The sequence below is a fragment of the Ramlibacter sp. genome (assembly GCF_035548915.1).
Lineage (GTDB): Bacteria > Pseudomonadota > Gammaproteobacteria > Burkholderiales > Burkholderiaceae_C > Ramlibacter.
The window spans coordinates 59,223-83,506 of record NZ_DASZSE010000021.1 but is presented as its reverse complement, the minus strand read 5'-3'; the positions used below and the strand labels follow the sequence as shown (position 1 = coordinate 83,506).

At 68.3% G+C, this 24,284-nt stretch carries 17 protein-coding genes and 1 tRNA gene; 14 read left to right on the top strand and 4 right to left on the bottom strand.

Annotation, left to right across the window (positions count from 1 at the left end):
• The first annotated feature begins 8 nt into the window (after nt 1-8).
• Entirely contained in the window at nt 9-1,301 is a 1,293-nt protein-coding gene (locus VHA82_RS06640) for a sensor histidine kinase (RefSeq protein WP_325541706.1), read from the top strand.
• Between the two features lie 77 nt (nt 1,302-1,378).
• On the opposite strand, the gene hemH is transcribed toward VHA82_RS06640, so the two are convergent.
• Nucleotides 1,379-2,422 (bottom strand): ferrochelatase, encoded by a 1,044-nt coding sequence (gene hemH / locus VHA82_RS06635; protein WP_325541704.1) that lies wholly within the window; start codon nt 2,420-2,422, stop codon nt 1,379-1,381.
• 16 nt (nt 2,423-2,438) lie between these two features.
• Between hemH and VHA82_RS06630 the strand changes: the two genes are divergently transcribed.
• Nucleotides 2,439-3,131 (top strand): HAD-IA family hydrolase, encoded by a 693-nt coding sequence (locus tag VHA82_RS06630; protein ID WP_325541702.1) that lies wholly within the window; start codon nt 2,439-2,441, stop codon nt 3,129-3,131.
• Here the strand turns inward: VHA82_RS06630 and hpnE are convergent.
• The 3 genes from hpnE to VHA82_RS06615 are packed head-to-tail and all read right to left on the bottom strand — an operon-like array spanning nt 3,124 to nt 6,095.
• The gene (hpnE, locus tag VHA82_RS06625) at nt 3,124-4,416 is read right to left on the bottom strand and encodes a hydroxysqualene dehydroxylase HpnE (protein WP_325541701.1); all 1,293 of its coding nucleotides are present in this window, start codon (nt 4,414-4,416) and stop codon (nt 3,124-3,126) included. The two genes, VHA82_RS06630 and hpnE, sit on opposite strands and share 8 nt — an antisense overlap.
• 11 nt (nt 4,417-4,427) lie before the next feature.
• The gene (gene hpnD, locus VHA82_RS06620) at nt 4,428-5,267 is read right to left on the bottom strand and encodes a presqualene diphosphate synthase HpnD (protein ID WP_325541700.1); all 840 of its coding nucleotides are present in this window, start codon (nt 5,265-5,267) and stop codon (nt 4,428-4,430) included.
• 24 nt (nt 5,268-5,291) lie between these two features.
• Nucleotides 5,292-6,095, bottom strand: a complete 804-nt coding sequence (locus VHA82_RS06615) for a squalene/phytoene synthase family protein (RefSeq protein WP_414708633.1) — start codon at nt 6,093-6,095, stop codon at nt 5,292-5,294.
• 264 nt (nt 6,096-6,359) lie between these two features.
• On the opposite strand from VHA82_RS06615, the gene VHA82_RS06610 reads away from it, so the two are divergent.
• The 12 genes from VHA82_RS06610 to lon all read left to right on the top strand — a co-directional run bounded on the left by VHA82_RS06610 (nt 6,360) and on the right by lon (nt 24,187).
• Entirely contained in the window at nt 6,360-7,544 is a 1,185-nt protein-coding gene (locus tag VHA82_RS06610; RefSeq protein WP_325541698.1) for an efflux RND transporter periplasmic adaptor subunit, read from the top strand.
• Between the two features lie 7 nt (nt 7,545-7,551).
• The gene (locus tag VHA82_RS06605) at nt 7,552-10,719 is read left to right on the top strand and encodes an efflux RND transporter permease subunit (RefSeq protein WP_325541696.1); all 3,168 of its coding nucleotides are present in this window, start codon (nt 7,552-7,554) and stop codon (nt 10,717-10,719) included.
• A 319-nt stretch (nt 10,720-11,038) separates the two neighbouring features.
• Nucleotides 11,039-11,125 (top strand) — tRNA-Leu (locus tag VHA82_RS06600).
• A 44-nt stretch (nt 11,126-11,169) separates the two neighbouring features.
• Nucleotides 11,170-12,405 (top strand): porin, encoded by a 1,236-nt coding sequence (locus VHA82_RS06595; protein WP_325541694.1) that lies wholly within the window; start codon nt 11,170-11,172, stop codon nt 12,403-12,405.
• Nucleotides 12,406-12,440: 35 nt separating this feature from the next.
• Nucleotides 12,441-14,231, top strand: coding sequence for a hypothetical protein (locus tag VHA82_RS06590; RefSeq protein ID WP_325541692.1), 1,791 nt, complete (start codon nt 12,441-12,443; stop codon nt 14,229-14,231).
• The gene (locus VHA82_RS06585) at nt 14,228-15,259 is read left to right on the top strand and encodes a hypothetical protein (protein WP_325541690.1); all 1,032 of its coding nucleotides are present in this window, start codon (nt 14,228-14,230) and stop codon (nt 15,257-15,259) included. The genes VHA82_RS06590 and VHA82_RS06585 overlap by 4 nt, the downstream gene beginning before the upstream one ends.
• A gap of 28 nt (nt 15,260-15,287) precedes the next feature.
• Complete coding sequence (locus VHA82_RS06580) at nt 15,288-17,243, top strand: tripartite tricarboxylate transporter permease (RefSeq protein WP_325541688.1); 1,956 nt, start codon at nt 15,288-15,290, stop codon at nt 17,241-17,243.
• Nucleotides 17,240-18,136, top strand: coding sequence for a class I SAM-dependent methyltransferase (locus tag VHA82_RS06575; protein WP_325541686.1), 897 nt, complete (start codon nt 17,240-17,242; stop codon nt 18,134-18,136). Before VHA82_RS06580 ends, VHA82_RS06575 begins: the two co-directional genes overlap by 4 nt.
• 35 nt (nt 18,137-18,171) lie before the next feature.
• Nucleotides 18,172-19,485 carry a trigger factor gene (tig, locus tag VHA82_RS06570; protein ID WP_325541684.1) on the top strand — a complete coding sequence of 438 codons (1,314 nt, stop codon included), beginning with the start codon at nt 18,172-18,174 and terminating at the stop codon, nt 19,483-19,485.
• 96 nt (nt 19,486-19,581) lie between these two features.
• On the top strand, nt 19,582-20,190 hold the full coding sequence (gene clpP / locus VHA82_RS06565; protein ID WP_325541682.1) for an ATP-dependent Clp endopeptidase proteolytic subunit ClpP: 609 nt from the start codon (nt 19,582-19,584) through the stop codon (nt 20,188-20,190).
• 17 nt (nt 20,191-20,207) lie between these two features.
• The gene (clpX, locus tag VHA82_RS06560) at nt 20,208-21,473 is read left to right on the top strand and encodes an ATP-dependent Clp protease ATP-binding subunit ClpX (RefSeq protein WP_325541680.1); all 1,266 of its coding nucleotides are present in this window, start codon (nt 20,208-20,210) and stop codon (nt 21,471-21,473) included.
• Between the two features lie 284 nt (nt 21,474-21,757).
• On the top strand, nt 21,758-24,187 hold the full coding sequence (gene lon / locus VHA82_RS06555; protein ID WP_325541678.1) for an endopeptidase La: 2,430 nt from the start codon (nt 21,758-21,760) through the stop codon (nt 24,185-24,187).
• Nucleotides 24,188-24,284: the final 97 nt, after the last annotated feature.

The following is a 24,284-nucleotide window of genomic DNA, read 5'->3' as shown; positions in this document are numbered from 1 at the left end:
GAAAGCGAATGAATGCCGCAACGAGATTCCACGGGCCGGTCGACGTGCTCGTGGCCGAGGACAGCCGCACGCAGGCGGAGCTTCTGAAGAGCCTCCTGCAGGATCAGGGCTGGCGCGTGTCGACCACGGGGGACGGACGCCGCGCGCTCGAAGCGGCGCGCGAACGCAAGCCCACGCTCGTCATCACCGACATCGTGATGCCCGAGATGGACGGCTACGCCCTGTGCAAGGCGATCAAGGGCGATGACGAGCTGCGCGACGTGCCGGTCATGATCGTCACGGCGCTTTCGGGCATCCAGGAGATCGTGATGGCGCTCGAATGCGGCGCCGACAACTTCATCAGGAAGCCCTACGAGCCCGAGGAGCTCGTGGACCGCGTGCACTACATCCTCTCCAATCGCGAACTGCGCACGCACCGCGGCGGCCGCCGCCAGCCGGGGCTCGAGATATTCCTCGGCGGCAGGCGGCACTTCATCACCTCGCAGCGCGAGCAGATTCTGGACCTGCTCGTCGCCTCCTACGAGCAGGCGCTGCGCGCGAACGAAGACTTGAAGAAGCGCGACCACGTGATCAGCGCGCTCAATGCCGACCTCGTGCGGCATGCCGCGTCGCTGGAAGCCGCCAACGCCGAGCTCGAGGCCTTCAGCCATTCCGTGTCGCACGACCTGCGCGCGCCCCTGGTCTCGATCGACGGCTTCACGGCGCGGCTGCAGAAGGATTGCGGCAGCATGCTCGATGCGCGCGGCAACGACCACCTGAGGCGCGTGCGCGATTCGGTGCAACGCATGAGCCGGCTCATCGACGACATGCTGTACCTGTCGAAGGTGACGCGCGGCGAGCTGCAGCGCGAAGAGGTCGACCTCGCCCGCATCGCCCACGAAATCGTGGCCGAGCTGCGCGCCGCGCACCCCGCGCGAAACGTGCACTTCGTGGCGCCGGCCCGTGCGGTGGCCGAATGCGACCCGCGGCTCATGCGCATCGTGGTTCAGAACCTGATCGGCAACGCCTGGAAATTCACGGCGCGGCGCGAGGAGGCGCGCATCGAATTCGGCGTGACGGACGAGCCCGGCAGCGCGCCCGTGTTCCACGTGCGCGACAACGGCGCGGGCTTCGACATGCAGCAGGCGGGCACGCTTTTCACGCCGTTCCAGCGGCTGCATGCGGATGCGGATTTTCCCGGCACGGGCGTGGGACTCGCGACCGTGCAGCGGGTGATCCAGCGCCACGGTGGCAAGCTCTGGGCGGAGGCCGCGGTGGATCGGGGCGCGGCCTTCCATTTCACGCTGACTTCCGCCGCGTAGCGTGGCGCCAGGAGCGCAGCGACGCACACGGCCGTCGCTGCCCCGCCTCGGGTGGCGTGACCTTGGGCTACCTCGCCCTACGAACGTGCCGTCGGCCAGCCGCCCAGGTGCGAGAGCGCGATGTTCCCGAGCGCGGCGATCCAATCCGTGTCGTCGTTCAGGCACGGGATGTAGTGGAACTCCCTGCCGCCCGAGGTGAGAAATCCCTGGCGGCCCTCCATCGCAATTTCTTCCAGCGTCTCCAGGCAATCGCTCGTGAAGCCCGGACAGGCGACGTCCACTCGGGCTGCGCCCTTCTTCGCGAGTTCGCGCAGCGTAATGTCGGTCGCGGGGCCGATCCACTTCGCGCGGCCGAAGCGCGACTGATAGCAGACCGTGTAGCGCGAAGGCTCCAGCATGAGACGCGTCGCAATGAGCAGCGCGGTGCGCTCGCACTCGGCCTGGTAGGGGTCGCCCAGCCGCACGATGCGTTCGGGCACGCCGTGAAAGCTCATCACGAAATGATCCGGCTGCCCATTCGCGCGCCAGTACAGTTCCATCTTGCGCGCGATGGCCTGGATGTAGCCCTTGTCCTCGTGATAGCCGTTCGCGAAGCGCAGCTCGGGGATCGTGCGCACGGTGGCCGTCCACTGCGTGACCGCATCGATCACGCTGGCTGTGCTCGTGATCGAGTATTGCGGATAGCACGGCAGCACGAGGATGCGGGTGGCGCCGGCCGCCTTCAGCGCATCGAGCTGTTGCGCGATCGGCGGATTGCCGTAGCGCATCGCGGGCAGCACGACGGCACGGTGGCCGTTCTGCCCGAGCCAGCCTTGCAGGCGCTTGGCCTGCTTCTCGGTCCAGACCTTCAGCGGCGAGCCGTCGCGCGTCCAGATGCTCGCGTACTTGGCGGCCGAGGCGCGCGAGCGGCGCGGCAGGATGAGGCCGTTCAGGATCGGCAGCCACAACACGCGCGGGATCTCGACCACGCGGGAGTCGGCGAGGAATTCGGCGAGGTAGCGCCGCACCGCCTTGGGCGTCGGCTCGTCCGGCGTGCCGAGATTGGCGAGCAGGATGCCGACGCCGGGCGCGTCGGACGCGGGCTTCTTCGGCTCGGGACGGTAACGGTTCGCGAAGGGCATGAGTTATTCTCGCCGCATGTTGGACGTTGGGAAAATCAAGGCCATCACCGTCGATCTCGACGACACGCTCTGGCCCATCTGGCCGACGATCGAGCGGGCCGAGCGAGCGCTCCACGACTGGATGACGTATCACGCGCCGATGGCCGCGGCGCTCTTCTCGAGCGCCGCCGCGCTGCGCGAGATCCGCGACTACATGGCGAATTCGCGGCCCGAGCTGAAGCACGACATGAGCGCGCTCAGGCGCGAATCGATCCGGCTCGCGCTCTATCGCGCCGGGGAGAATCCGCTGCTCGCGCAGACGGCGTTCGACGTGTTCTTCGCCGAGCGCCAGCGAGTGGTGCTGTTCGACGACGCGCGGCCCGCGCTGGAATTCCTCGCGGCGCGGTTTCCGCTCGTGAGCGTGTCCAACGGCAATGCGGACCTGGAGGCGATCGGGCTCGGCCCCCTGTTCAAGGCCGCGATCAGCGCGCGCGAGTTCGGCGTGGGCAAGCCCGATCCGCGCATCTTCCACGCGGCCGCGGGCGCGGCGGACGCGTTGCCGGGCAACGTGCTGCACATCGGCGACGACGCGACACTCGATGCGCTGGGCGCTCTGAACGCGGGCATGCAGGCCGCCTGGGTCAACCGTTCCGACACGATGTGGCCGCACGAGGCGCGGCCGCACGTGACGGTGGGGACCCTCACGGAGCTGTGCGAGCTGTTCAGGTAGCGGACTCTCGCGGCCTCGGACCGCGCCCGAACTCGTCTGCCGCCGCCAGCGCCGAACGCACGGCGCCTTCGATCGTCGCGGGGTAGGGGCCTGCCACGTAGTCGCCGCAGGCGAGGAGGCCCGGCGCGATCGACATGCCCGGCCGCTTCATGCCGGGCACGCAGGCGAAGGTCGCGCGCTTTTCCACGACCGTCTGCAGTGGCTGCACGTCCCACCCGAGCGCAGCGGCTTGCCGCACGACGGCGCTTTGCAGCGACTCGCGGTCGCCCTCGCTCGCGCTCACGACGAACGCCAGCGTGCCCGCGGGCGCGCCGAAGCGGGCGCGATCGAAGACAAATTGCGCGGGGCCGTCGCGCAGTGCCATGAGCGGCAGCGGCAGCGCCGGGCCGCCGCGCGCATAGACGGTGGCGATCGCCTCGTAGCGAAGCGCGCCCACGTGCGAAAGCCATGCTTCGGCCGCCACGCCGGACGATGCGACGAGCCGAGCGGCGTCCCAGGGCGCGCAGGCGAGCAGCACTTGCTCGAAGCGTTCGCCGTCGACTTCCCAATGGGCCCGCTCGCGGGCGAGTGCGTGCACCCGATGGCCGAGCCGCAGGTCGGCGCCATGCCGCTGCAGCCACGACAGCGCGGCATCGGGAAAGACCTGGCCGAGATCGCGCGTCGGCACGAGCAGGTTCGATCCGGCCCCACCCCGGTGGCCCTCGCGAAAGAGCGCGTCCCGCATCACGCGCAGGAACACTTCGGCGCTCGCGAGCTCGGCGGGCGTGTTGAGCGCGGAGACGCAAAGCGGCTCGATGAGTTCGCGCATCGCGCGGGGCGTGAGCCCGCGGCAGAGTTGCGCCACCGACATCGCCGGATCGCAGCGAAACCCGGCAAGCCGCCAGGCGACTGCCGCGCGCAGCAGCGACCATCGGTCGAGCCACGTCCAACCCTTCGCGGCGACGATGCCCGCCAGCGCATCCCAGGGCGCCTTGCACGCGGCAAACGCGATGCCCCCGCCATCGGGAAAGCGCATCGTGAGCGGCATGCGATGCAGCACTTCGGCGGGCGCGACACCCACCGTCTCCATCATGCGCAGCGTCTCGACGTAGGCGCCGGCGAGGATGTGCTGGCCGTTGTCCAGCACGATGCTCGCACCCTCGGGAAGCGCCACCTCGAGGCTGCGTGCGCGCCCGCCGAGCGAGCGCGAGGCTTCGTAGAGCGTGACCTCGTGGCCTTGCCGTGCGGCGGCGACCGCCGCGGCGAGCCCCGCCCAACCCGCGCCGACGATCGCGACGGCTTTCACGCGCCGCTTCCCTACATCCGCCCGAGGGCCTGCACCTTCCACGCAAGCCAGAGCTTGCGCAGCGGCGTGAGGGCGATGCGCTGGTGCAGCACGTGAAAGCCGTCGCGCTCGATTTCGCTCAGGAGCGTGCGGTAGATGCTGGCCATCATGAGCCCCGGCTTCTGCGCCCGGCGGTCGGCCGCGGGCAAGAGCGCGAGCGCCTCGTCGTAACACGCGTAGGCGCGCCGGGCCTGGAACTTCATCAGTTCGGCGAAGCGTTCGGAGTACTTGCGATTCGCGATCTCGTGCGCCTTCACGTCGAAGCGCTGCAGCTCGTCGATGGGCAGGTAGATGCGGCCGCGCATCGCGTCCTCGCCCACGTCGCGGATGATGTTGGTGAGCTGGAAAGCCAGGCCGAGCCGGTGCGCGTACTGCGTGGTCGCGTCTTCGGTCTGGCCGAAGATCCTCGCGGAGACCTCACCCACGACGCCCGCGACCAGATGGCAGTACCGGGCGAGGCCCGCGAAGTCGAGATAGCGCGTCTGCTCGAGGTCCATCGCGCAGCCCTCGATCACCGAAATCAGCTGCGCGGGCGCGATTGCGAATTCGCCGGTCCAGGGCATGAGCGCCTTCATCACCGGATGCGAGGGCTTCCCTTCGAAAGAATTCGCGACCTCCGCCTGCCACCACGCGAGCTTGGTGCGCGCGACACCCGGATCGGACACTTCGTCCACCACGTCGTCCACTTCGCGGCAGAACGCGTAGAAGGCCGTGATCGCCGCGCGGCGCGGTGGCGGCAGAAAGAGAAAGGCGTAGTAGAAGCTGCTGCCGGAGGCGGCGGCCTTCTGCTGGACGTATTGCTCGGGTGTCATGGGTGCGCGATTGTTACATCGAGCTCACATCGACCACGCGCGCCACAGAAGAATCGGCGCGTCCCACGCGCGAAGGCGAGGGCGCGAGGTCGCGGTCGCGTAGTCCATCGCCTCGATCTTGTCGAGGATGCGCAGGCCGCCTTGCACGACGAAGCGCAGCTCCCACCCCGCGCGGCCCGGGACCGTGTGCACGAGCGGCGCGCCCCGCATCATCGTCTCGCGTGCCCACGCGACGAGGGCGGGCAGTTGCTCGTGCGCGGGAATGTAGAAGCGCCCGCGCGGCAGGTCGCGGCTTGCGTCCTGCCAGAAGTTGATGAGCTGCAGCGCCGTGCAGATCGCGTCGCTTTGCGCGAGCGAACGCGCATCGCCCATGCCGTACAGATGCAGCAGCAGCCGGCCGATCGGATTCGCGGAGCGGCGGCAGTAGTCGAGAAGTTCCTCGCGCGACGCGTAGCCTTCGGCGTCCCGAGTCTTCTCCACGTCCTGCTCGAAGGCGCTCAGCAGGTCGGACAGCGGCTGCGCGGGCAGCGCGAATGCACGCACGGCGCGCGCGAGCGGCTCGAACACGCGCGGCCAGCGACCGGACTCTCGTGCGCCGCTCAGTGCGGCGTGCAAGTCGGCGCGGTATGCGGCCAGGTCCGCGAGTCGCGCTTCGGCGGTCGCATCGCCTTCGTCCGCGATGTCGTCGGCCGTCCGCGCGAACCAGTAGATCGCCGCGATCGGCGCCTTCAGGCGCGGCGGGCAAAGCCACGAAGCGACGGGGAAGTTCTCGTAGTGGTCGACCGGCCGGAAGCTCGCGTCGTGATGGGCTGCGGACACGGCGCGCATTGTCGCAGGCAGGCGCGACTCTTCTGCGAAGCCACCGAAGGCCCTCGAAGCCCCCCGAGCTCATGCAACGCTAATTCTCGCCAGGCATTCTCCCGTTCTCTCGCACGGTGGCGCGAGGCGAAGCTCGTCTGCGGCGCCTCGGGCTTGTCACCACTCGACGAGCGGCAAGCTCCGCTGCCTTGACAGCTCAGGAGCAATCTCATAGATTACTAACCAGTCAGTCAGTAAAGACGATTTTCCGAATCACTTTCTGCCGTTCGTGCCATGACGCTCGTCAAACATTCTTCATTCCGGCTCGCCGCAGGCTTTGCCGCGACCGCTCTGGTTCTGGCCGCCTGCGGCAAGGCCGAGGCGCCGCCCGAGCCGATCCGCGCCGTCAAGGTCCTCACCGTCGGCGCGACTGCATTCCAGTCGAGCTATGAGTTCTCCGGCGAAGTGCGGCCACGGATCGAGTCGAAGCTCGGATTTCGCGTCGCGGGCAAGATCACGCGGCGCAACGTGGAGCTGGGCCAGCACGTGAGCGCAGGCACGGTGCTCGCGCAGCTCGACGCGCAGGACTTTCGCCTCGCGGCCGCCGCGGCGCGCGCGCAGGTCGCGGCCGCCGAGACACAGCGCGATCTCGCCGCCGCGGACTACAAGCGCTACCTCACGCTGCGCGAGCAGAACTTCATCAGCGGCGCTGAACTCGAGCGCCGCGACACGACGCTGAAGGCCGCGCAGGCGCAGCTCGATCAGGCGCACGCGCAGCTCGCGTCGCAGGGCAATCAGGCCGGCTACGCGAATCTCGTGGCCGACGTTTCGGGCGTGATCACGTCGATCGACGCCGAACCCGGGCAGGTCGTGGCCGCGGGGACACCTGTCGTGCGGATCGCCGAGGACGGCCCGCGCGACGTCGTGTTCTCGGTGCCCGAGGACAAGGTGGGCACCATCAAGCCGGGTTCGGACGCGAGCGTGCGCCTGTGGGCGGGCAACGGCGAGCTCAAAGGCGCGATCCGCGAAGTGGCGGCGAGCGCCGATCCGGTGACCCGCACCTATCAGGTGAAACTGGCGCTCGACGCATCCGCGCGGCCGCCGCTCGGCGCGACCGTCACCGTGCTGCCGCAGGCGCTGAGCCATGCGGGCCAGCCCGTGATCAAGCTGCCCACGAGCGCGCTGCGCCAGGAAGGCAAGGCCACCGCCGTGTGGGTGCTCGACCGCGCGACGATGACGGTGAAGTCGCAGCCCGTCGTCGTCGCGACCGCCGACGGCAACGACGCGGTGATCGCCGCGGGTCTCTCGCCGGGCATGCAGGTCGTCTCGGCCGGCGTGCACGTGTTGTCGCCGGGGCAGAAGGTCACGATCTGGGTTCCGGCTTCGGTGCGGCCCGACGCGGCCGAAGGCGTCGCCGCGCGCGCCCCGGCTTCGCTCGTCGGCACGGCCGAGGCCGCAACGCTGCCCGCCACCAAGTGAGGCGGGCATGACCGATCCGCACAAGCGCGGCTTCAATCTTTCGCGCTGGGCGCTCGAACACCCCGCGCTCACGCGCTACCTCATGGTGGTGCTGATGGTGCTCGGCATCGCCTCGTACTTCCAGCTCGGGCAGGACGAGGACCCGCCTTTCACTTTCCGCGCGATGGTCGTGCGCACGTACTGGCCCGGCGCCACCGCGCAGCAAGTCGCCGAAGAGGTGACCGACAGGATCGAGCGCACGCTGCAGGAAGTGCCCTATGCGGACATCATCCGCAGCTACTCCAAGCCGGGGGAGTCGCAGATCATCTTCCAGATCAAGGACTCCTCGCGTCCCGCCGACGTGCCCAACGTCTGGTACGCCGTGCGCAAGAAGATCGGCGACATGCGCTTCACGCTGCCGCAGGGCATTCAGGGCCCGTTCTTCAACGACGAGTTCGGCGACGTGTACGGCGTGATCTACGCTGTCGAGGCCGACCCCGGCTACAGCTACGCGGAGCTCGAGGACTTCGCCGACGACGTGCGCCAGCAGCTCTTGCGCGTGCCCGACGTCGCGAAGGTGGAGCTCTTCGGCGTGCAGGACCAAAAGCTCTACGTCGAAGTCTCGCAGAAGAAGCTCTCGCAGCTCGGGCTCGATCTGAACCAGGTGCTCGCGCAGCTCGGGCAGCAAAACGCCATCGAGTCCGCGGGCGCGGTGCAGACGCCGCTCGACGTGGTGCAGGTGCGCGTGGCCGGGCAGTTCGAGGCGGTGGACCAGCTCGCGGCGATGCCGATCCGCGGCGCATCGGGCAACCAGCTTCGCCTGGGCGACATCGCGCAGATCAAGCGCGGCTACGTCGATCCGCCGCAGGTGAAGGTGCGCCACGGCGGGCGCGACGTGATCGCGCTCGGCGTGTCGATGGCCAAGGGAGGCGACATCGTCCGGCTCGGCGACTCCCTGAAGACCGCGTTCCATCGCATCGAGGACGGCCTGCCCGCGGGCATCCGGCTCGTGCAGGTGCAGGACCAGCCGAAGGCGGTCGCGAATTCCGTGGGCGAATTCGTGCACACGCTGATCGAGGCCGTGGTGATCGTGCTGGCCGTGAGCTTCGTGAGCCTCGGCTTTCACCGGCGGCCCGATGCGGCGCGCCTGCCGATCTGGAAGCGCTACTACGTCGACATGCGCCCGGGGCTGGTCGTGGGCATCACGATCCCGCTCGTGCTCGCCGTGACCTTCCTCGCGATGAACTACTGGGGAATCGGCCTGCACAAGATATCGCTCGGCTCGCTCATCATCGCGCTCGGCCTGCTCGTGGACGACGCGATCATCGCGGTGGAGATGATGGTGCGCAAGATGGAGGAGGGCTACGACAAGTTCCGCGCCGCCACCTTCGCGTACGAAGTGACGGCGATGCCGATGCTCACCGGCACGCTCATCACGGCCGCGGGCTTCCTGCCGATCGGCATGGCGCGCTCGACGGTGGGCGAATACACGTTCGCGATCTTCGCGGTGACGGTGATCGCGCTCGTGCTGAGCTGGTTCGTGTCGGTGTATTTCGTGCCGTACCTGGGCACGTGGCTGCTGAAGGCGAAGCCGGTGTCGGCCGAGCATCAGGAGCACTTCGATACGCCCTTCTACCGCAACTTCCGCCGCCTCGTGGACTGGTGCGTGGAGCATCGCTGGATCACGATCGGCGCGACCATCCTCACCTTCGCGCTCGGCATCGCGGGGATGGGTCGCGTGCAGCAGCAGTTCTTCCCGGATTCGAGCCGGCCGGAAATCATGGTCGACATCTGGTTTCCCGAGGGCACGTCGTTCGCGGCGAACGAGGAAACCGTGAAGCGCGTGGAAAAGCGCTTCATGAGCGAGCCGGGCGTGACCTCCGTGAGCACATGGGTCGGCTCGGGCGTGCCGCGCTTTTATCTGCCGCTGGACCAGGTGTTCCCGCAGACCAACGTGTCGCAGTTCATCGTGATGCCGAAGGACCTCGCGACGCGCGAGACGCTGCGCGTGAAGCTGCCGGCGCTCATGGCGCAGGAATTCCCCGAGGTGCGCGCGCGCATCAAGCTGCTGCCCAACGGCCCGCCCGTGCCGTATCCGGTGCAGTTTCGCGTGATCGGCTCCGACCCGGTGCAGCTGCGCGACTACGCCGACCAGGTGAAGGAAGTGTTCCGTGCGAGCCCCGACACGCGCGGCGTGAACGACAACTGGAACGAGTCGGTGAAGGTGCTGCGCCTGGAGATCGATCAGGCGAAGGCGCGCGCGCTGGGCGTCACGAGCCAGTCGATCGCGCAGGCGAGCAAGACGATCCTCGCGGGCACGACGGTGGGCCAGTACCGCGAGGGCGACAAGCTGATCGACATCGTGCTGCGCCAGCCCGCGGAGGAACGCAACGCGATCACCGACCTCGGCAACGCGTACCTGCCGACGGCTTCGGGCAAGTCGATCCCGCTCACGCAGATCGCGAGACCCGTGTTCACGTGGGAGCCGGGCGTGATGTGGCGCGAAGGCCGCAACTACGCGATCACGGTGCAGTCCGACATCAAGGAGGGCCTGCAGGGCGCGACCGTGACGGATGAACTGCTGCCGGCGCTCAGGAAGATCGAAGCGAGGTGGCCGCAGGGCTATCGCATCGAAGTGGCGGGCGCGGTGGCCGAAAGCAGCAAGGGTTCGTCGTCGATCGCGGTGGGGATGCCGGTGATGCTCTTCATCATCTTCACGCTGCTCATGCTGCAGCTGCAGAGCTTCAGCCGCGCGCTGCTCGTCTTCATCACGGGGCCGCTCGGCATCGCGGGTGTCGCGGGGGCGCTGCTTCTGCTGAACCGGCCGTTCGGCTTCGTGGCGCTGCTGGGGGTGATCGCGCTCATGGGGATGATCCAGCGCAATTCGGTGATCCTGATCGACCAGATCGAGCAGGATCGCGCGAGGGGTGTGCCGGCGTGGAACGCGATCGTGGAGTCGGCCGTGCGGCGGCTGAGGCCCATCGTGCTCACCGCGGCGGCGGCGGTGCTGGCGATGATTCCCTTGTCGCGGTCGGTGTTCTGGGGGCCGATGGCCGTGGCGATCATGGGCGGGCTCGTCGTGGCGACGGTGCTCACGCTGCTTGCGCTGCCGGCGATGTATGCGGCGTGGTTTCGGGTGAGGCGGGAGGACGATGTTGAGGGGGAGGGAAGGGCTGGTGTCACGGCTGCGGCTTGAAAGACGCTGGATCCCCGCTTTCGCGGGGATGACGGCTGGTGGGGGTGACGGCTGGCGGGGATGACGGCTGGCGCGGTGAGGGCTGGCGCGGTGACGGCTGGCGCGGTGACGGCGGACGGGGTGACGGTGGACGGGGGGTACGGTGGACGGGGGGTACGGTGGACGAGGATGACGACGCGCGTCGCCATTCGCACGTCATTCCCGCGAACGCGGGAATCCAGAGGCTTTCCCGCACCCCGCGGGTATTAGAATCCCCTGCCGACCGGAATCGAGCGGGCCGCCGGGTTCTCCCTGCCGCCCGCTTTCCGTTTCGAGGCGAGCGCGGGTGGCGAAATCGGTAGACGCACCAGGTTTAGGTCCTGACGCCAGAGATGGCGTGGGGGTTCGAGTCCCCCCCCGCGCACCAGCCGCAGCCGTTCAACGTGCAGTACCAGACCGAAAGAGGCCGAAGTGCGACGGAGAACCCGCGAACTGCTGCTCGCAGCCCTTGTTGCATGCCCACTCCCCGCTCTCGCCCAAGACTCGCCAGCCTGGCTCGAGTTCTATTTCAACCTCTATCCCGAATACAAGGTCCAGCATTTCGACAGCCCCGTGCCCGCCGGCACGAACGTCGGCACGATGGGAACGCTGCGCAACGACACCACCGTGCTCTCGCGCGCGGGAAGCGCCAAGGCGCAGATCGAAGGGCAGGAGTGGTCCAACTCCTATATCGGCGTGCGCGGCCAGTTCGCGCGCGGCCCCTTCACCGGGGGCTACGACGTGCAGGGCCTCATCGACTTCGCCGGCCACTTCGACGACAACTTCCGCACGCGCGACGCTTTCGTGTGGATCGGACACGAGCGCTTCGGGCGGCTTGCCTACGGCAAGATGGACACGATGTACAAGGAAGCGGGCGACCCCGTGCGGATGTTCGGCATCAGCTCCAGCAACATCGTCTCCACCGCCAAGGTGCAGTCGGGCGTGGGCTGGAAGGGAGCCGGCGAGACTTCCTTCAACAACCGCGTCGACCATCAGCTCGCCTGGGTCGGGCCGGGCTGGGGCGGCTGGAACCTTTCGGTCTCCGAAGCCGTGCGGGCGGTGGACACGGCCAATCGGCTGAACGGCAGACTCTTCTCGGCGGCGGCGCAGTGGCGCTCCGGCCCGTGGTACGCGGCGCTCGCCACCGAGATTCACCATGACTGGCTGCCCGTCAGCTTCGTGCCGGCCACACCCGTGCCGGCCGCGACTTCGATCCGCAACGCACTCGCCACGACGCACTCGCGCGACCAGGGCTGGCGCCTCTCCGGCGCCTGGGTCGAGGGACCCTGGCGCATCGGCGCCGACGTGGCGCGTCTGCGCTATACGGAGGACGACAGTGTTTCCTTGCCGGGCAAGTTCCGCTCCTACGCGAACTACACGGGCCAGGTGAGCGCTGAATACCGGCTGGGCAAGAAGCTGCGCTTCGGCGCAAACCACGCGCGCGCGACGGCCGGCGAATGTGCCTTGAGCGGCGGCGTGCCCTGCAGCACGCACGGACTCGGTGGCGAGCAGACGAGCCTTGGCGTGCTGCTGTCCGTGAGCGAGATCGCGAGCGTCTTTCTCATCATGGCGCACACGCACAACGGGCCCGCGGCGCAATACGGCTCCTCGGCACAAGGCGCGACGACGAACGCGTATGCTCTGGGCATCAAGCTGTCGATGAAGTGACTCGCCCGCCGACGCCAGCGTCCGCCGCCGAACCCGTGAAGCCGCTTGCTCAGTGGCGCTACACGGGCGGTCCTTGTTTCGGCTTGCAGCAGCGCGCGCTCATCGGCGAGCTGGAAGTCGGCCCCGCCGACACGCACCGCTTGCGCCGCATCGAAGCCGGCCTGCGGCAGCGTTTCACCGCGCCGGTTGCCGAAGGCGCGCCGCCCGCGGCCGGCGGCGCCCAGGCGCATTGTGCGTGGCTCTTCGCGTTCGCGCACGGTGCGGTGCAGCGCGAAAGCCGCGTCGCCGTGAGCGAACGGTTTCACGTGAGGGCGCTGAAGCCGCTCGCGCCCGGCACGGCGCGCTTCGAAGTGGCGCTGCCCGCGCCCGAGCTCGACGCGGCGAAGATCGCCTTGAACTGGGTGCGCGAGACCTTCGCGCAGCTCGCCGCCCGCGCGGAGGATGCCGATCAAGCCGACGCGGCCCGCGAGGCGATCCACGAGAGGCTGCGGCACTTCGCCCGCCCGGGCCTGAACACGTTCAACATTCTCATGGCCGCGCATCGCGCGGACATTCCGGTTCAGCACGTGACGCGCACCTTGATGCTGCTCGGCACGGGCGCGCGCGCACGCGCGATGGAAAGCACGATCACCGATGCCACGCCCTTCATCGGCGTGTCGCTCGCGCAGCACAAGGACGTGACGGCCATGGTGCTGCGCAATGCGGGCCTGCCCGGCGGCGTGAATGTCCCGGTCGCCAGCGCGGATGACGCGGCCGATGCGGCAGCACGCCTGGGCTACCCGGTCGTCGTGAAGCCCGCGGACCGCGACCAGGGCGTGGGCGTGTCGGCCGATCTGCGCGACGCTGCCGCGGTGCGCGAGGCCTACGCGGTGGCTCGCGAGGCCTCGCCGAACGTGCTCGTGGAACGATGGGCGCCCGGCTTCACGCACCGGCTCACCGTGTTCGAAGGCCGCGTGATCCGCATCGCCCGCCGCGTCGCGGGCGGTGTCTTCGGCGACGGCCACAGCACCGTCGCCGAGCTCGTGGAGCGCGCGCAGCAAGACGAGGCGCACCAGCGCTCGCGGCGGCGGCTCGGCAGGACGCTGCTCACGCTCGACGACGAGGCGCTCGGGCTGCTGCGGCAAAACGGGCTCGCCGCGAGCCACGTGCCGCGCGCGGGCGAGTACGTGCGGCTGCGCCGGCGCGACAACGTGAGCGCGGGCGGCAGCAACGAGCCGGTCCGCCTCGACGCGGCGCACCCCGACAACCTGCATCTGGCGATCGATGCGGCCGCGCTGCTGGGCCTCGACTTCGCGGGCGTCGATCTCATCATCGAGGACATCGCGCGGTCCTGGTTCGACATCGGCGCGCTCGTTTGCGAGGTGAATGCTCAGCCGCAGATGGGCGACCGCTCCGAGCCGGGCATCTACGAGCGCGTGCTGCGCGACCTGGTGGGCGAGGACTGCCGCATTCCCGCGCGGCTCGCCGTGTGTCCCGATGACGAAGCGCGCTCGCGCGGCCTGGTCGAAGACGCGGTGAGAGCGCGGCGCGGCGCCGGGATCTCGAGCCGGGAGGGTCTCTGGATCGGCGGGCGCCGGGCAACGCGTCCGTTCGAGCTCGGCATCGAGGCGGCCACCGCGCTCCTGCGCCGAAAGGACGTCGCAAGCGCCACGTGTTTCATGACGCTCGCGGAACTCGCCCGGTACGGACTGCCGACGGATCGATGGGACGACATCGATTTTTCCGCGGTCGCCGGGGAGCGCGGCGAACTGCTCGCGCGCGTCGAAAAAATGGTGGCGGCGCATCGCGCGATGAACACCGCCGCGGTGCGGGAGGAGATCTCATGAAGCCCTGGCGCGCGGTTCTTGCCTTCATCGCGGTGGCTGTTTCCATGTGGGCCGCGAGCGCGCCGGCGCGAGCCGCGGACAACTGCGCTGCGTACGCGCACCGCAAGATCACGCTCGTGGTGCCGTTCAAGCCCGGCGGCGGCTACGACGCCTACGCGCGACTGCTCGCGCCCGTGCTGCAGGAAACCACCGGCTCGCGCGTCGTGGTGACGAACATCACCGGTGCGAACGGCGTCTCCGGCATGAAGGCCGTGGCGAGCGCGCCGACGGACAACTTCACGCTGGGCGTGTTCGATCTGCGCGATCTCCTTGCCGCGAGACTCACCGATGCGACGTTGCCCGCCGTGCAGGATTTCGTTGCGCTCGGCTCCTTCGGCTCGACCGCGGGCGTGTGGGCGGCGCGGCAGTCCACGGCTCATCTCCTCGACGGACGCGGTGCGCTCACGTTCGGAGTGTCCACCGGCATTCTCGCGCGCGTGCTGCTGCCGGCGATGCTGCTGGAGCGCGAGGTGCGGCTCGTGCGCGGATACGCGGGCTCGACCGAGCGCTGGCTCGCGCTGCTGCGCGGCGAAGTCGACCTCACGGACGGCTCCGAAGACAGCATCGCGCGCTACGTGTCGACGTCGCCGGGAACGGCCGGCGTGCTCGTGCTCGCCGATCATCCGTTGGCGCAGTTCCCCGGGGCGCCGTACCTCGCCGGGCCGGGGGGCGTCGTCGACGAGCGCACGCGCATGCTCGCGCCGCTTGCGCGCCGTGAGCGGATGGAGCTCGCGGCGCTTTGCGCCGAGCTCGCGACTTCGGTGCGCACGATCGCGATCGCGCGCAGCGTCGATCCCGCCGCGCGGCGCTGCATCGAATCGGCCGTGGGCGAGGCGCTCTTCAGTCCCGCGCTGCGCGAAGCGGCCGCGCGACAGAAGGCCCCGCTCGAGCCGCAGCGCGGCACCGAAGTGCGCGAATCGCTCTTGCGCATGGAGCAGGCGATGAAGCGGCGAGAGCCGCTGCTGAAGCGCCTCGCCGCCGGGTCGTGATCGCAGCCGACGCCTTCGCCGCAGAAGCATGAGCTGGGCCGACGCCTTCGCCATCGGCGTGGCCAACGTCTTTTCCTGGCCGGGCGTCCTCATCCCCGTCGCGGGCACGCTGCTCGCGATGATTCCCTCGTTCCTCCCAGGCGTCGGCAACGCGAGCCTCGTCGTGCTGGTGATGGCCGCGACGGCCACGTGGGATCCGCTCTCCGTCCTTCTCATGTTCGGCGCGCTCACGGGCGGCGCGACCTTCATGGGGTCGATCACCGCGATCCTCTTCAACATCCCCGGCAACGTTTCGAGCACACCGACGCTGCTGGACGGCCACCCGATGGCGCGCCAGGGATGGCCGCGCACGGCAATCGCCTGCGCGGCAACGGCTTCGGCCACCGGCTCCATCTTCGGCGTGCTCGTGCTCCTGGCCGCGCTGCCGGTCGTGCGTCCGCTCCTGCTGCAGTTCGGCCCGCCCGAGCGGCTCCTGATCGGCGTCTGGGGTCTCGTCACCATCGCCTCGGTGCCCACGACGTCGCGGCTGAAGGCCGCGGCCATGACGGCGCTCGGGCTGCTCGCCGCCGCCGTCGGCGCCGATCCCGCGACAGGCGCGCCGCGCTGGACCTTCGGCGACAGCGACATGTCGCAGGGCATCAACGTCGTCGCGATGATGCTCGGCATGTTCACGTTCGCGGAGCTGATCGAGTGGATGCGCAGCTTCCGGCTCGAGCGCTCCTTCTCCGCCGCGGCTCCGGAGGATTCGACGGGCCGCGGCGTGCGCGCCGTGTTCCAGCATTGGCGCCTCGTGCTGCGCGCGTCGTCCATCGGCACGCTGGTCGGCATGATCCCGGGCGTCGGCGGCACGGTCGCGAGCTTCGTCGCCTACGGCCACGCGGTGCAGTCCGCGGCCGACAAGTCCAGGTTCGGCCAGGGCGACATCCGCGGCGTGATCGCGCCCGAAGCGGCGGTCGACGCGAAGGATGGCGGCTCGCTCCTGCCGGCCATCGCGTTCGGCCTGCCCGGCAGCGAAGCGGGCGTCGCGCTCATCACCGTGTTCGCGATGCACGGCATCGTGCCGGGCCCAGCGATGCTGGATGCGCAGCTGCACCTCACGTTCACGCTGATCTTCGCGCTCTTGCTGTCCAATCTGCTCACCTCCGTCGTGGGCGTCGCGCTCACACCCGCGCTCGCGCGCCTGCGCGACCTGCCGATCGAGCGCATCGCGCTGCCTTGCTTCGTCGTGAGCCTCGTCACGGTGGTGGAACTGAACGGGCTGCTCTTCGATCTCTACACGGCCGCCGCGTTCGGCGTGGCGGGCTACTACTGGCGCACGCACGGCTGGCCGCGCGCGCCCTTCGTGATCGCCTTCGCGCTCGGCAGTCTCGTGGAGACGAACCTCTCGCTCACGGCACAGCTCGTGCAGCTCGGGCGGGTGGACCTGCTCGGCCGGGCTGCTTGCATCGTGCTCGCGCTCGCGATCGTGGGCTCGCTCGCCTGGATGCATGCGCATCGTTCGCGAGTGCGGCGCGACGCCGAGCGGCTGCCGGCCGATGTCTGCATCGGTGCGCTGAGCGCGCTCTTCACCGGCGCGCTCCTGGCCGTTGCCGTGGCGCACGCCGAGTCGTATTCGTACTATGCGATCGTGCTCGCGGCCCTGGCCTGCGTGCTCGCCGCCGCCGCGGCCGTGCGGGCGTGGCGGCGCGAGCCGCCCCTGCGCGGCTGGATCGCGGCCGGGCTCGCGGTGCCGCATCACCACCGGCTGCCGCTGGCTTTCACCGTCGCGATGCCCCTTCTCATCTGGCTGCTGGGTCTTGCCGGCGGCGTGGGCCTGGCCGTCGCCGGATGGTATGCCGCGCGGAGCGACCGTTCGATCCGGGCGTGGCTGCGCGCGATCGCGATCGCGCTCGCGTACACGCTCGCCACGTGGTATTTCGCGGAAGAGTTCGCCAATCTCATCCTGCCGCGGGGCGCGTTATGGCGTCTCGCCTTGCCGCCATGACATCTGCCTGCGACTTCGAACCGCTCGAGCGGCTCGCCCGCTTCGCATGGGACTGGGCGCCCGCGCTGTGCGATCCCGCGCACGGCTGCCTCGACTACCACCGCTCGTGGAGTCTCGTGCGCCTGCTCGAACTGGGCGGCGCCGTGCCGTCGGGCTCGGCGTTCTTCCAGCGCGAGATCGCGGCACTCGCGCGCGAGGGCGGGCGGCGCGTGCTGATCTCGGGTGGCGCCGATACGGGCGTGACGTCGCTCGTCGTCGACGCGTTCCGAGCCGCGCAGGCCGAGCCGGACCTCGTCTTCGTGGACCGCTGCCGCACGCCCTGCTGGCAGAACAGGCTCTTCGCGCGCGAGCGCGGCTCGGGCTGGGAGGTGCTGAACATGGACGCGCAGGACATCGACTGCGCCCCGGTGGATGCGGTCGTCGCGCATTCGTTCCTGCATCTGCTCGACGCTCGGGTGCGCACCGGCGTGCTCGCCGCGTGGGCTCGCGTGGTGAAGCCGGGCGGACGCGTGCTGCTGTCGTGCGCCTTGTCCGCCGGGGAAGACGACTGGGTGCGCACGAAGGACGCCGAGCTCATCGGCGAGCGGCGGATGAGCCTCGAGCGAGCCGCCGGCGCGGCCGGGTTTGCCCCCGCGCAGGCGCGCGAAATCGCAGCGGCGGCCGCGCGGTTCTGGGCGACCTCGCCCGGGCGCCCGCCCGCGCTCACCCGTGAAAATGTCCGCGCGAGCCTGCAAAACGCGGGCTTCGAGCTCGTGAGCATCGATACCTCGCCGATCGCGTCCGTGAAAGGTCCGCTGGCCGTCACGACCCGGGAAACGTCGCCGCGAGAGCGCGCCGAAATCGTCGCCGTGAGGCGGCAAGCGGTGCGCGGACAGCGCGAGTCCCTCGGTTAGAATCGAGAGCTTTGCGCGCAACCCGAACACACCCCATGGCCGTCACCGTTGAAACCCTGGACAAGCTGGAACGCAAGATCACGCTGACGCTTCCCGTCGGCGACATCCAGTCCGAAGTCGATTCCCGCCTGAAGCGCCTCGCGCGCACCGTCAAGATGGACGGCTTTCGCCCCGGCAAGGTGCCCCTGTCGGTCGTGGCCCAGCGCTACGGCTACTCGGTGCACTACGAGGTGATGAACGACAAGGTGGGCCGGGCCTTCGCCCAGGCCGCCAACGAGGCGAACCTGCGCGTCGCGGGGCAGCCGAGGATCACCGAGAAGGAAGGCGCGCCCGAAGGGCAGCTCGCCTTCGATGCCGTGTTCGAGGTGTACCCGGAAGTGAAGATCGGCGACCTCGCGCAAGCCGAAGTCGAGCGGATCGACGCGGAAGTGACCGACGCCGCGATCGACAAGACGCTCGACATCCTGCGCAAGCAGCGGCGCACCTACCAGCTTCGCCCGCACGATGCGCCCGCGCAGGACGGCGACCGCGTCACCGTCGACTTCGAAGGCAAGATCGACGGCGAGTCGTTCACGGGCGGCAAGGCCGAGGACTTCCAGTTCTCCGTGGGCGAATCGCAGATGATGAAGGAGTTCGAGGAGGCCGTGCGCGGCATGAAGGCGGGCGAGAGCAAGACCTTCCAGCTCGCCTTCCCGGCCGACTATCACGGCAAGGACGTCGCGGGCAAGACCGCCGACTTCATGGTCACCGTGAAGAAGATCGAGGCGTCGCACCTGCCCGAAGTGAACGAGGCGTTCGCGAAGTCGCTCGGCATCGCCGATGCGACCGTCGAGGGCCTGCGCGCGGACATCCGCAAGAACCTCGAGCGCGAAGTGAAGTTCCGCCTGCTTTCCCGCAACAAGCAGGCCGTGATGGATGCGCTCGTGGCGAAGGCCGAGCTCGAACTGCCCAAATCGATCGTGCAAAGCGAGATCGACCGCATGGTGGAGAGCGCGCGCGCCGACTTGAAGCAGCGCGGCGTGAAGGATGCCGACAAGGCGCCGATCCCCGAGGAAGTGTTCCGCCCGCAGGCCGAGCGCCGCGTGCGCCTGGGCCTCGTGGTCGCCGAACTCGTGCGCGCGAACGAGCTGGGCGCCAAGCAGGAGCAGCTGCGCGAGCACATCCGCGAACTCGCCGCGAGCTACGAGCGTCCGGCCGATGTGGAACGCTGGTACTTCGGCGACAACCGGCGGCTCGCCGAAGTCGAGGCGATCGTGATCGAGAACAACGTGACGGACTTCGTGCTCGGCAAGGCCAAGGTCACGGAGAAGAAAGTTTCGTTCGACGAGCTGATGGGCCCGCAGTCCTGAATCCCGGCACTCTCGGGCGGGCCTTGCAGACCCCGCCCGCGGCCCCCATCTGGCATTGCGGCTAAAGTAGAAGCCGAATCCCCCAAGGAAAACCCCATGAGCTCACTCGACACGCAGGCCCTGGGCCTGGTGCCCATCGTCATCGAGCAATCCGGCCGAGGCGAGCGGTCCTACGACATCTACTCGCGCATGCTGCGCGAGCGCGTCGTCTTCCTCGTCGGCCCTGTGAACGACCAGACGGGCAATCTCGTCGTGGCCCAGCTGCTGTTCCTGGAAAGCGAGAACCCCGACAAGGACATCTCGCTGTACATCAACTCGCCCGGCGGCAGCGTCTCGGCGGGCATGGCGATCTACGACACGATGAACTTCATCAAGCCGCAGGTCTCCACGCTCTGCACGGGCATGGCCGCGAGCATGGGCGCGTTTCTTCTCGCCGCGGGCGAGAAGGGCAAGCGCTTCGCCCTGCCGCACTCGAAGATCATGATCCACCAGCCGCTCGGCGGCATGCAGGGCCAGGCGACGGACATCGAAATCCACGCGAAGGACATCCTGAAGACGAAGGCCACGCTGAACCGCATCCTCGCGGAACGCACGGGCCAGCCGATCGAAAAGATCGAGCGCGACACCGATCGTGATTATTTCCTCGAAGCCGAGGAAGCCCGCGCCTACGGCCTGGTGGACCAGGTGATCGCCAAGCGGCCGTAAGCGGTATCATCCGATCCATGGCTGACCGCAAAGGCTCTTCCAGCGAAAAGACGCTCTATTGCTCCTTCTGCGGCAAGAGCCAGCATGAAGTGAAGAAGCTGATCGCCGGCCCGTCGGTGTTCATCTGCGACGAGTGCATCGATCTTTGCAACGAGATCATCCGCGACGAGCTGCCGCAAGGCGAAGAACAGCGCGAAGCCCGCGGCGACTTGCCGACGCCCACCGAGATCAAGACCAATCTCGACAACTACGTGATCGGCCAGGAGACGGCCAAGCGGGCGCTCTCCGTGGCGGTCTACAACCACTACAAGCGGCTGCGTCACAAGGACAAGGCGAAGAAGGACGATGTGGAGCTCACGAAGAGCAACATCCTCCTGATCGGCCCCACGGGCAGCGGCAAGACGCTGCTTGCGCAGACGCTCGCGCGCATGCTCGACGTGCCGTTCGTGATGGCCGATGCGACGACGCTCACCGAAGCGGGCTACGTGGGCGAGGACGTCGAGAACATCATCCAGAAGCTGCTGCAGAACTGCAACTACGAAGTGGAGCGGGCGCAGCGCGGCATCGTCTACATCGACGAGATCGACAAGATCTCGCGCAAGTCCGACAACCCGAGCATCACGCGCGACGTGTCGGGCGAGGGCGTGCAGCAGGCGCTGCTGAAGCTGATCGAAGGCACGATGGCGAGCGTGCCGCCGCAGGGCGGGCGCAAGCACCCGAACCAGGACTTCCTGCAGATCGACACCACGAACATCCTCTTCATCTGCGGCGGCGCGTTCGCGGGGCTGGAGAAGGTGATCGAGCAGCGCACCGAATCCTCGGGCATGGGGTTTTCGGCGCATGTGCGCAGCAAGAAGGACCGCAGCCTCACGGACATCTTCCGCGAAGTCGAGCCGGAGGACCTGATCAAGTTCGGGCTCATCCCGGAACTCGTGGGCCGCCTGCCGGTGGTCGCGACGCTGTCGGAGCTCACGGAAGACGCGCTGGTGCAAATCCTCACGGAGCCCAAGAACGCGATGGTGAAGCAGTACGCGAAGCTGCTGTCGATGGAAGGCGTGGACCTGGAAGTGCGGCCGAACGCGCTGAAGGCCATCGCGCGGAAGGCGCTTGCGCGCAAGACCGGCGCGCGCGGCCTGCGCTCGATCCTCGAGCAGTCGCTCATCGACACGATGTTCGAGCTGCCGACCATCTCCAATGTGGAACGCGTGGTCGTGGACGAGTCGACGATCGAGGAGAGCAAGCCGCCGCTGCTGGTGTACCGGGAAGCGGCCCGGAAGGCTTGAACGCTGGAATATCCCTTCTTTGCCGAAGGCGAGGTCCGCAGCGTGCCGTCGTCCTCGCGAGAGCGGGGAGCGTGACGTCATCCGTGCCGTCATCCCCGCGAAAGGGTCCCGTCATCCCCGCGAAAGCGGGGATCCAGTGACTTTCCCCCAAAAGACTCAGGATCCCCGCATCCGCGGCACTGAAGGACCAAGCCATTTACAGCACCTTTGCCGCCCAGGGTAAAGTGCCGGGTTGAAAATACGCCCAAGCCGTCCATATTCGTTCGGTAAACCAAAGGATTCCCATGTCCGGACATACGCCATTGCCCCCCGATCCGCTGGAACTGCCGCTTCTGCCTCTGAGAGACGTCGTGGTGTTCCCGCACATGGTCATTCCGCTGTTCGTGGGGCGGCCCAAGAGCATCAAGGCCCTCGAGGCGGCCATGGAAGCCGAGCGGCGCATCATGCTCGTGGCCCAGAAGGCCGCCGCGAAGGATGAGCCTTCCGTCTCCGACATGTTCGAAGTCGGCTGCGTCTCCACCATCCTGCAGATGCTGAAGCTGCCCGACGGGACGGTGAAGGTCCTCGTCGAAGGCCAGCAGCGTGCGCGCGTCAACAAGATCACCGAAGGCGCGGCCCATTTCGTGGCGACCGTGGTGCCGGTCGAGCCGAAGCCAGCCGAGGAAGGACAGTCCGCCGAGATCGAGGCGCTGCGGCGCGCGGTCCTGCAGCAGTTCGACCAGTACGTGAAGCTCAACAAGAAGATTCCGCCCGAGATACTCACCTCCATCGCGAGCATCGACGATCCGGGACGGCTCGCGGACACGATCGCGGCGCACCTGCCGCTCAAGCTCGACAACAAGCAGATCGTGCTCGACCTGGCCGAGGTGAAGCCGCGGCTTGAAAACCTCTTCGAGCAGATCGAACGCGAAGTCGAGATCCTGAACGTGGACAAGCGCATCCGCGGCCGCGTGAAGCGGCAGATGGAGAAGAACCAGCGCGACTTCTACCTGAACGAACAGGTGAAGGCCATCCAGAAGGAGCTCGGCGAAGGCGAGGAAGGCGCCGACATCGAGGAGATCGAGAAGAAGATCAAGGCCGCCAAGATGCCGAAGGACGCGAAGAAGAAGGCCGACGGCGAGCTGAAGAAGCTGAAGCTCATGTCGCCGATGTCCGCGGAGGCGACCGTCGTGCGCAACTACATCGACGTCCTCACGAACCTGCCGTGGGCGAAGAAGACGAAGGTGAAGCACGACCTGCAATACGCCGAGGAAGTGCTGAACGAGGACCACTGGGGCCTCGAGAAGGTGAAGGACCGGATCCTCGAATACCTCGCGGTGCAGCAGCGCGTGGACAAGGTGAAGGCGCCCATCCTGTGCCTGGTCGGGCCGCCCGGCGTGGGCAAGACGTCGCTTGGCCAGTCGGTGGCTCGCGCCACGGGCCGGAAATACGTGCGCATGGCGCTCGGCGGCATGCGCGACGAAGCCGAAATCCGCGGCCACCGCCGCACCTACATCGGCGCGCTGCCGGGCAAGGTGCTGCAGTCGCTGTCGAAGGTCGGCACGCGCAATCCGCTTTTCCTGCTCGACGAGATCGACAAGCTGGGCACCGATTTCCGCGGCGACCCCGCGAGCGCGCTGCTGGAAGTGCTCGACCCCGAGCAGAACCACACGTTCAGCGACCACTACGTCGAAGTCGACTTCGATCTGTCGGACGTGATGTTCGTGGCGACCTCCAACACGATGAACATTCCGCCGGCGCTCCTGGACCGGATGGAGGTGATCCGCCTGTCGGGCTACACCGAGGACGAGAAGACCAACATCGCCATGCGCTACCTCTGCCCGAAGCAGATGAAGAACAACGGCGTGAAGGAAAGCGAGCTGGAGGTGACCGAGGCGGCCATCCGCGACATCGTGCGCTACTACACGCGAGAAGCGGGCGTGCGTTCGCTCGAACGCGAGCTGTCCAAGATCTGCCGCAAGGTGGTGAAGGGCCTGCAGCTGAAGAAGATGACGCCCAAGGTCGTCGTGACGGCCGAGAACCTGAACGACTTCCTCGGCGTGCGCAAGCACTCGTACGGCCGCGCCGAGAAGGACAACCAGGTCGGACAGGTGGTGGGGCTCGCGTGGACGGAAGTCGGCGGCGACCTGCTCACGATCGAAGCGGCGCTCATGCCGGGCAAGGGCAACGTCACGCGCACGGGGTCGCTGGGCGACGTGATGAAGGAATCGGTGGAAGCCGCGCGCACCGTGGCTCGCAGCCGTGCGCGGTCGCTCGGGATCAAGGACGAGATGTTCGAGAAGAAGGACATCCACATCCACGTGCCCGATGGCGCGACGCCGAAGGACGGCCCGAGCGCGGGTGCCGCGATGACGACGGCGATCGTGTCGGCGCTCACGGGAATTCCGGTGCGCGCCGACGTGGCGATGACGGGCGAGATCACGCTGCGCGGTGAAGTGACGGCGATCGGCGGCTTGAAGGAGAAGCTGCTTGCCGCATTGCGTGGCGGCGTGAAGACCGTGCTGATCCCCGAGGAAAACACGAAGGACCTGCAGGAGATTCCGGACAACGTGAAGACGGGGCTCGAGATCGTGCCGGTGAAGTGGATCGACAAGGTGCTGGAAGTGGCGCTGGAGCGGCAGCCGACGCCGCTCACGGAAGAGGAAGTGGCCGCGGCCGCAGCCGCGGCGACGGCGCCAGCGACGCAGCCTTCGCCGTTGGCGGTGAAGCACTGAGCAGCCCCCCCCGTCATTCCCGCGAATGCGGGAATCCAGGGGCTTTCGTTGGAAGTCACTGGATCCCCGCGTTCGCGGGGATGACGAGCGAGGGCTC

Coding starts and splice junctions, on each gene's coding strand:
- VHA82_RS06640 (WP_325541706.1), top strand. CDS start 9: ATGAATGCCGCAACGAGATTCCACGGGCCGGTCGACGTGCTCGTGGCC.
- hemH (WP_325541704.1), bottom strand. CDS start 2,422: ATGCCCTTCGCGAACCGTTACCGTCCCGAGCCGAAGAAGCCCGCGTCC.
- VHA82_RS06630 (WP_325541702.1), top strand. CDS start 2,439: ATGTTGGACGTTGGGAAAATCAAGGCCATCACCGTCGATCTCGACGAC.
- hpnD (WP_325541700.1), bottom strand. CDS start 5,267: ATGACACCCGAGCAATACGTCCAGCAGAAGGCCGCCGCCTCCGGCAGC.
- VHA82_RS06615 (WP_414708633.1), bottom strand. CDS start 6,095: ATGCGCGCCGTGTCCGCAGCCCATCACGACGCGAGCTTCCGGCCGGTC.
- VHA82_RS06610 (WP_325541698.1), top strand. CDS start 6,360: ATGACGCTCGTCAAACATTCTTCATTCCGGCTCGCCGCAGGCTTTGCC.
- VHA82_RS06605 (WP_325541696.1), top strand. CDS start 7,552: ATGACCGATCCGCACAAGCGCGGCTTCAATCTTTCGCGCTGGGCGCTC.
- VHA82_RS06585 (WP_325541690.1), top strand. CDS start 14,228: ATGAAGCCCTGGCGCGCGGTTCTTGCCTTCATCGCGGTGGCTGTTTCC.
- VHA82_RS06580 (WP_325541688.1), top strand. CDS start 15,288: ATGAGCTGGGCCGACGCCTTCGCCATCGGCGTGGCCAACGTCTTTTCC.
- VHA82_RS06575 (WP_325541686.1), top strand. CDS start 17,240: ATGACATCTGCCTGCGACTTCGAACCGCTCGAGCGGCTCGCCCGCTTC.
- tig (WP_325541684.1), top strand. CDS start 18,172: ATGGCCGTCACCGTTGAAACCCTGGACAAGCTGGAACGCAAGATCACG.
- clpP (WP_325541682.1), top strand. CDS start 19,582: ATGAGCTCACTCGACACGCAGGCCCTGGGCCTGGTGCCCATCGTCATC.
- clpX (WP_325541680.1), top strand. CDS start 20,208: ATGGCTGACCGCAAAGGCTCTTCCAGCGAAAAGACGCTCTATTGCTCC.
- lon (WP_325541678.1), top strand. CDS start 21,758: ATGTCCGGACATACGCCATTGCCCCCCGATCCGCTGGAACTGCCGCTT.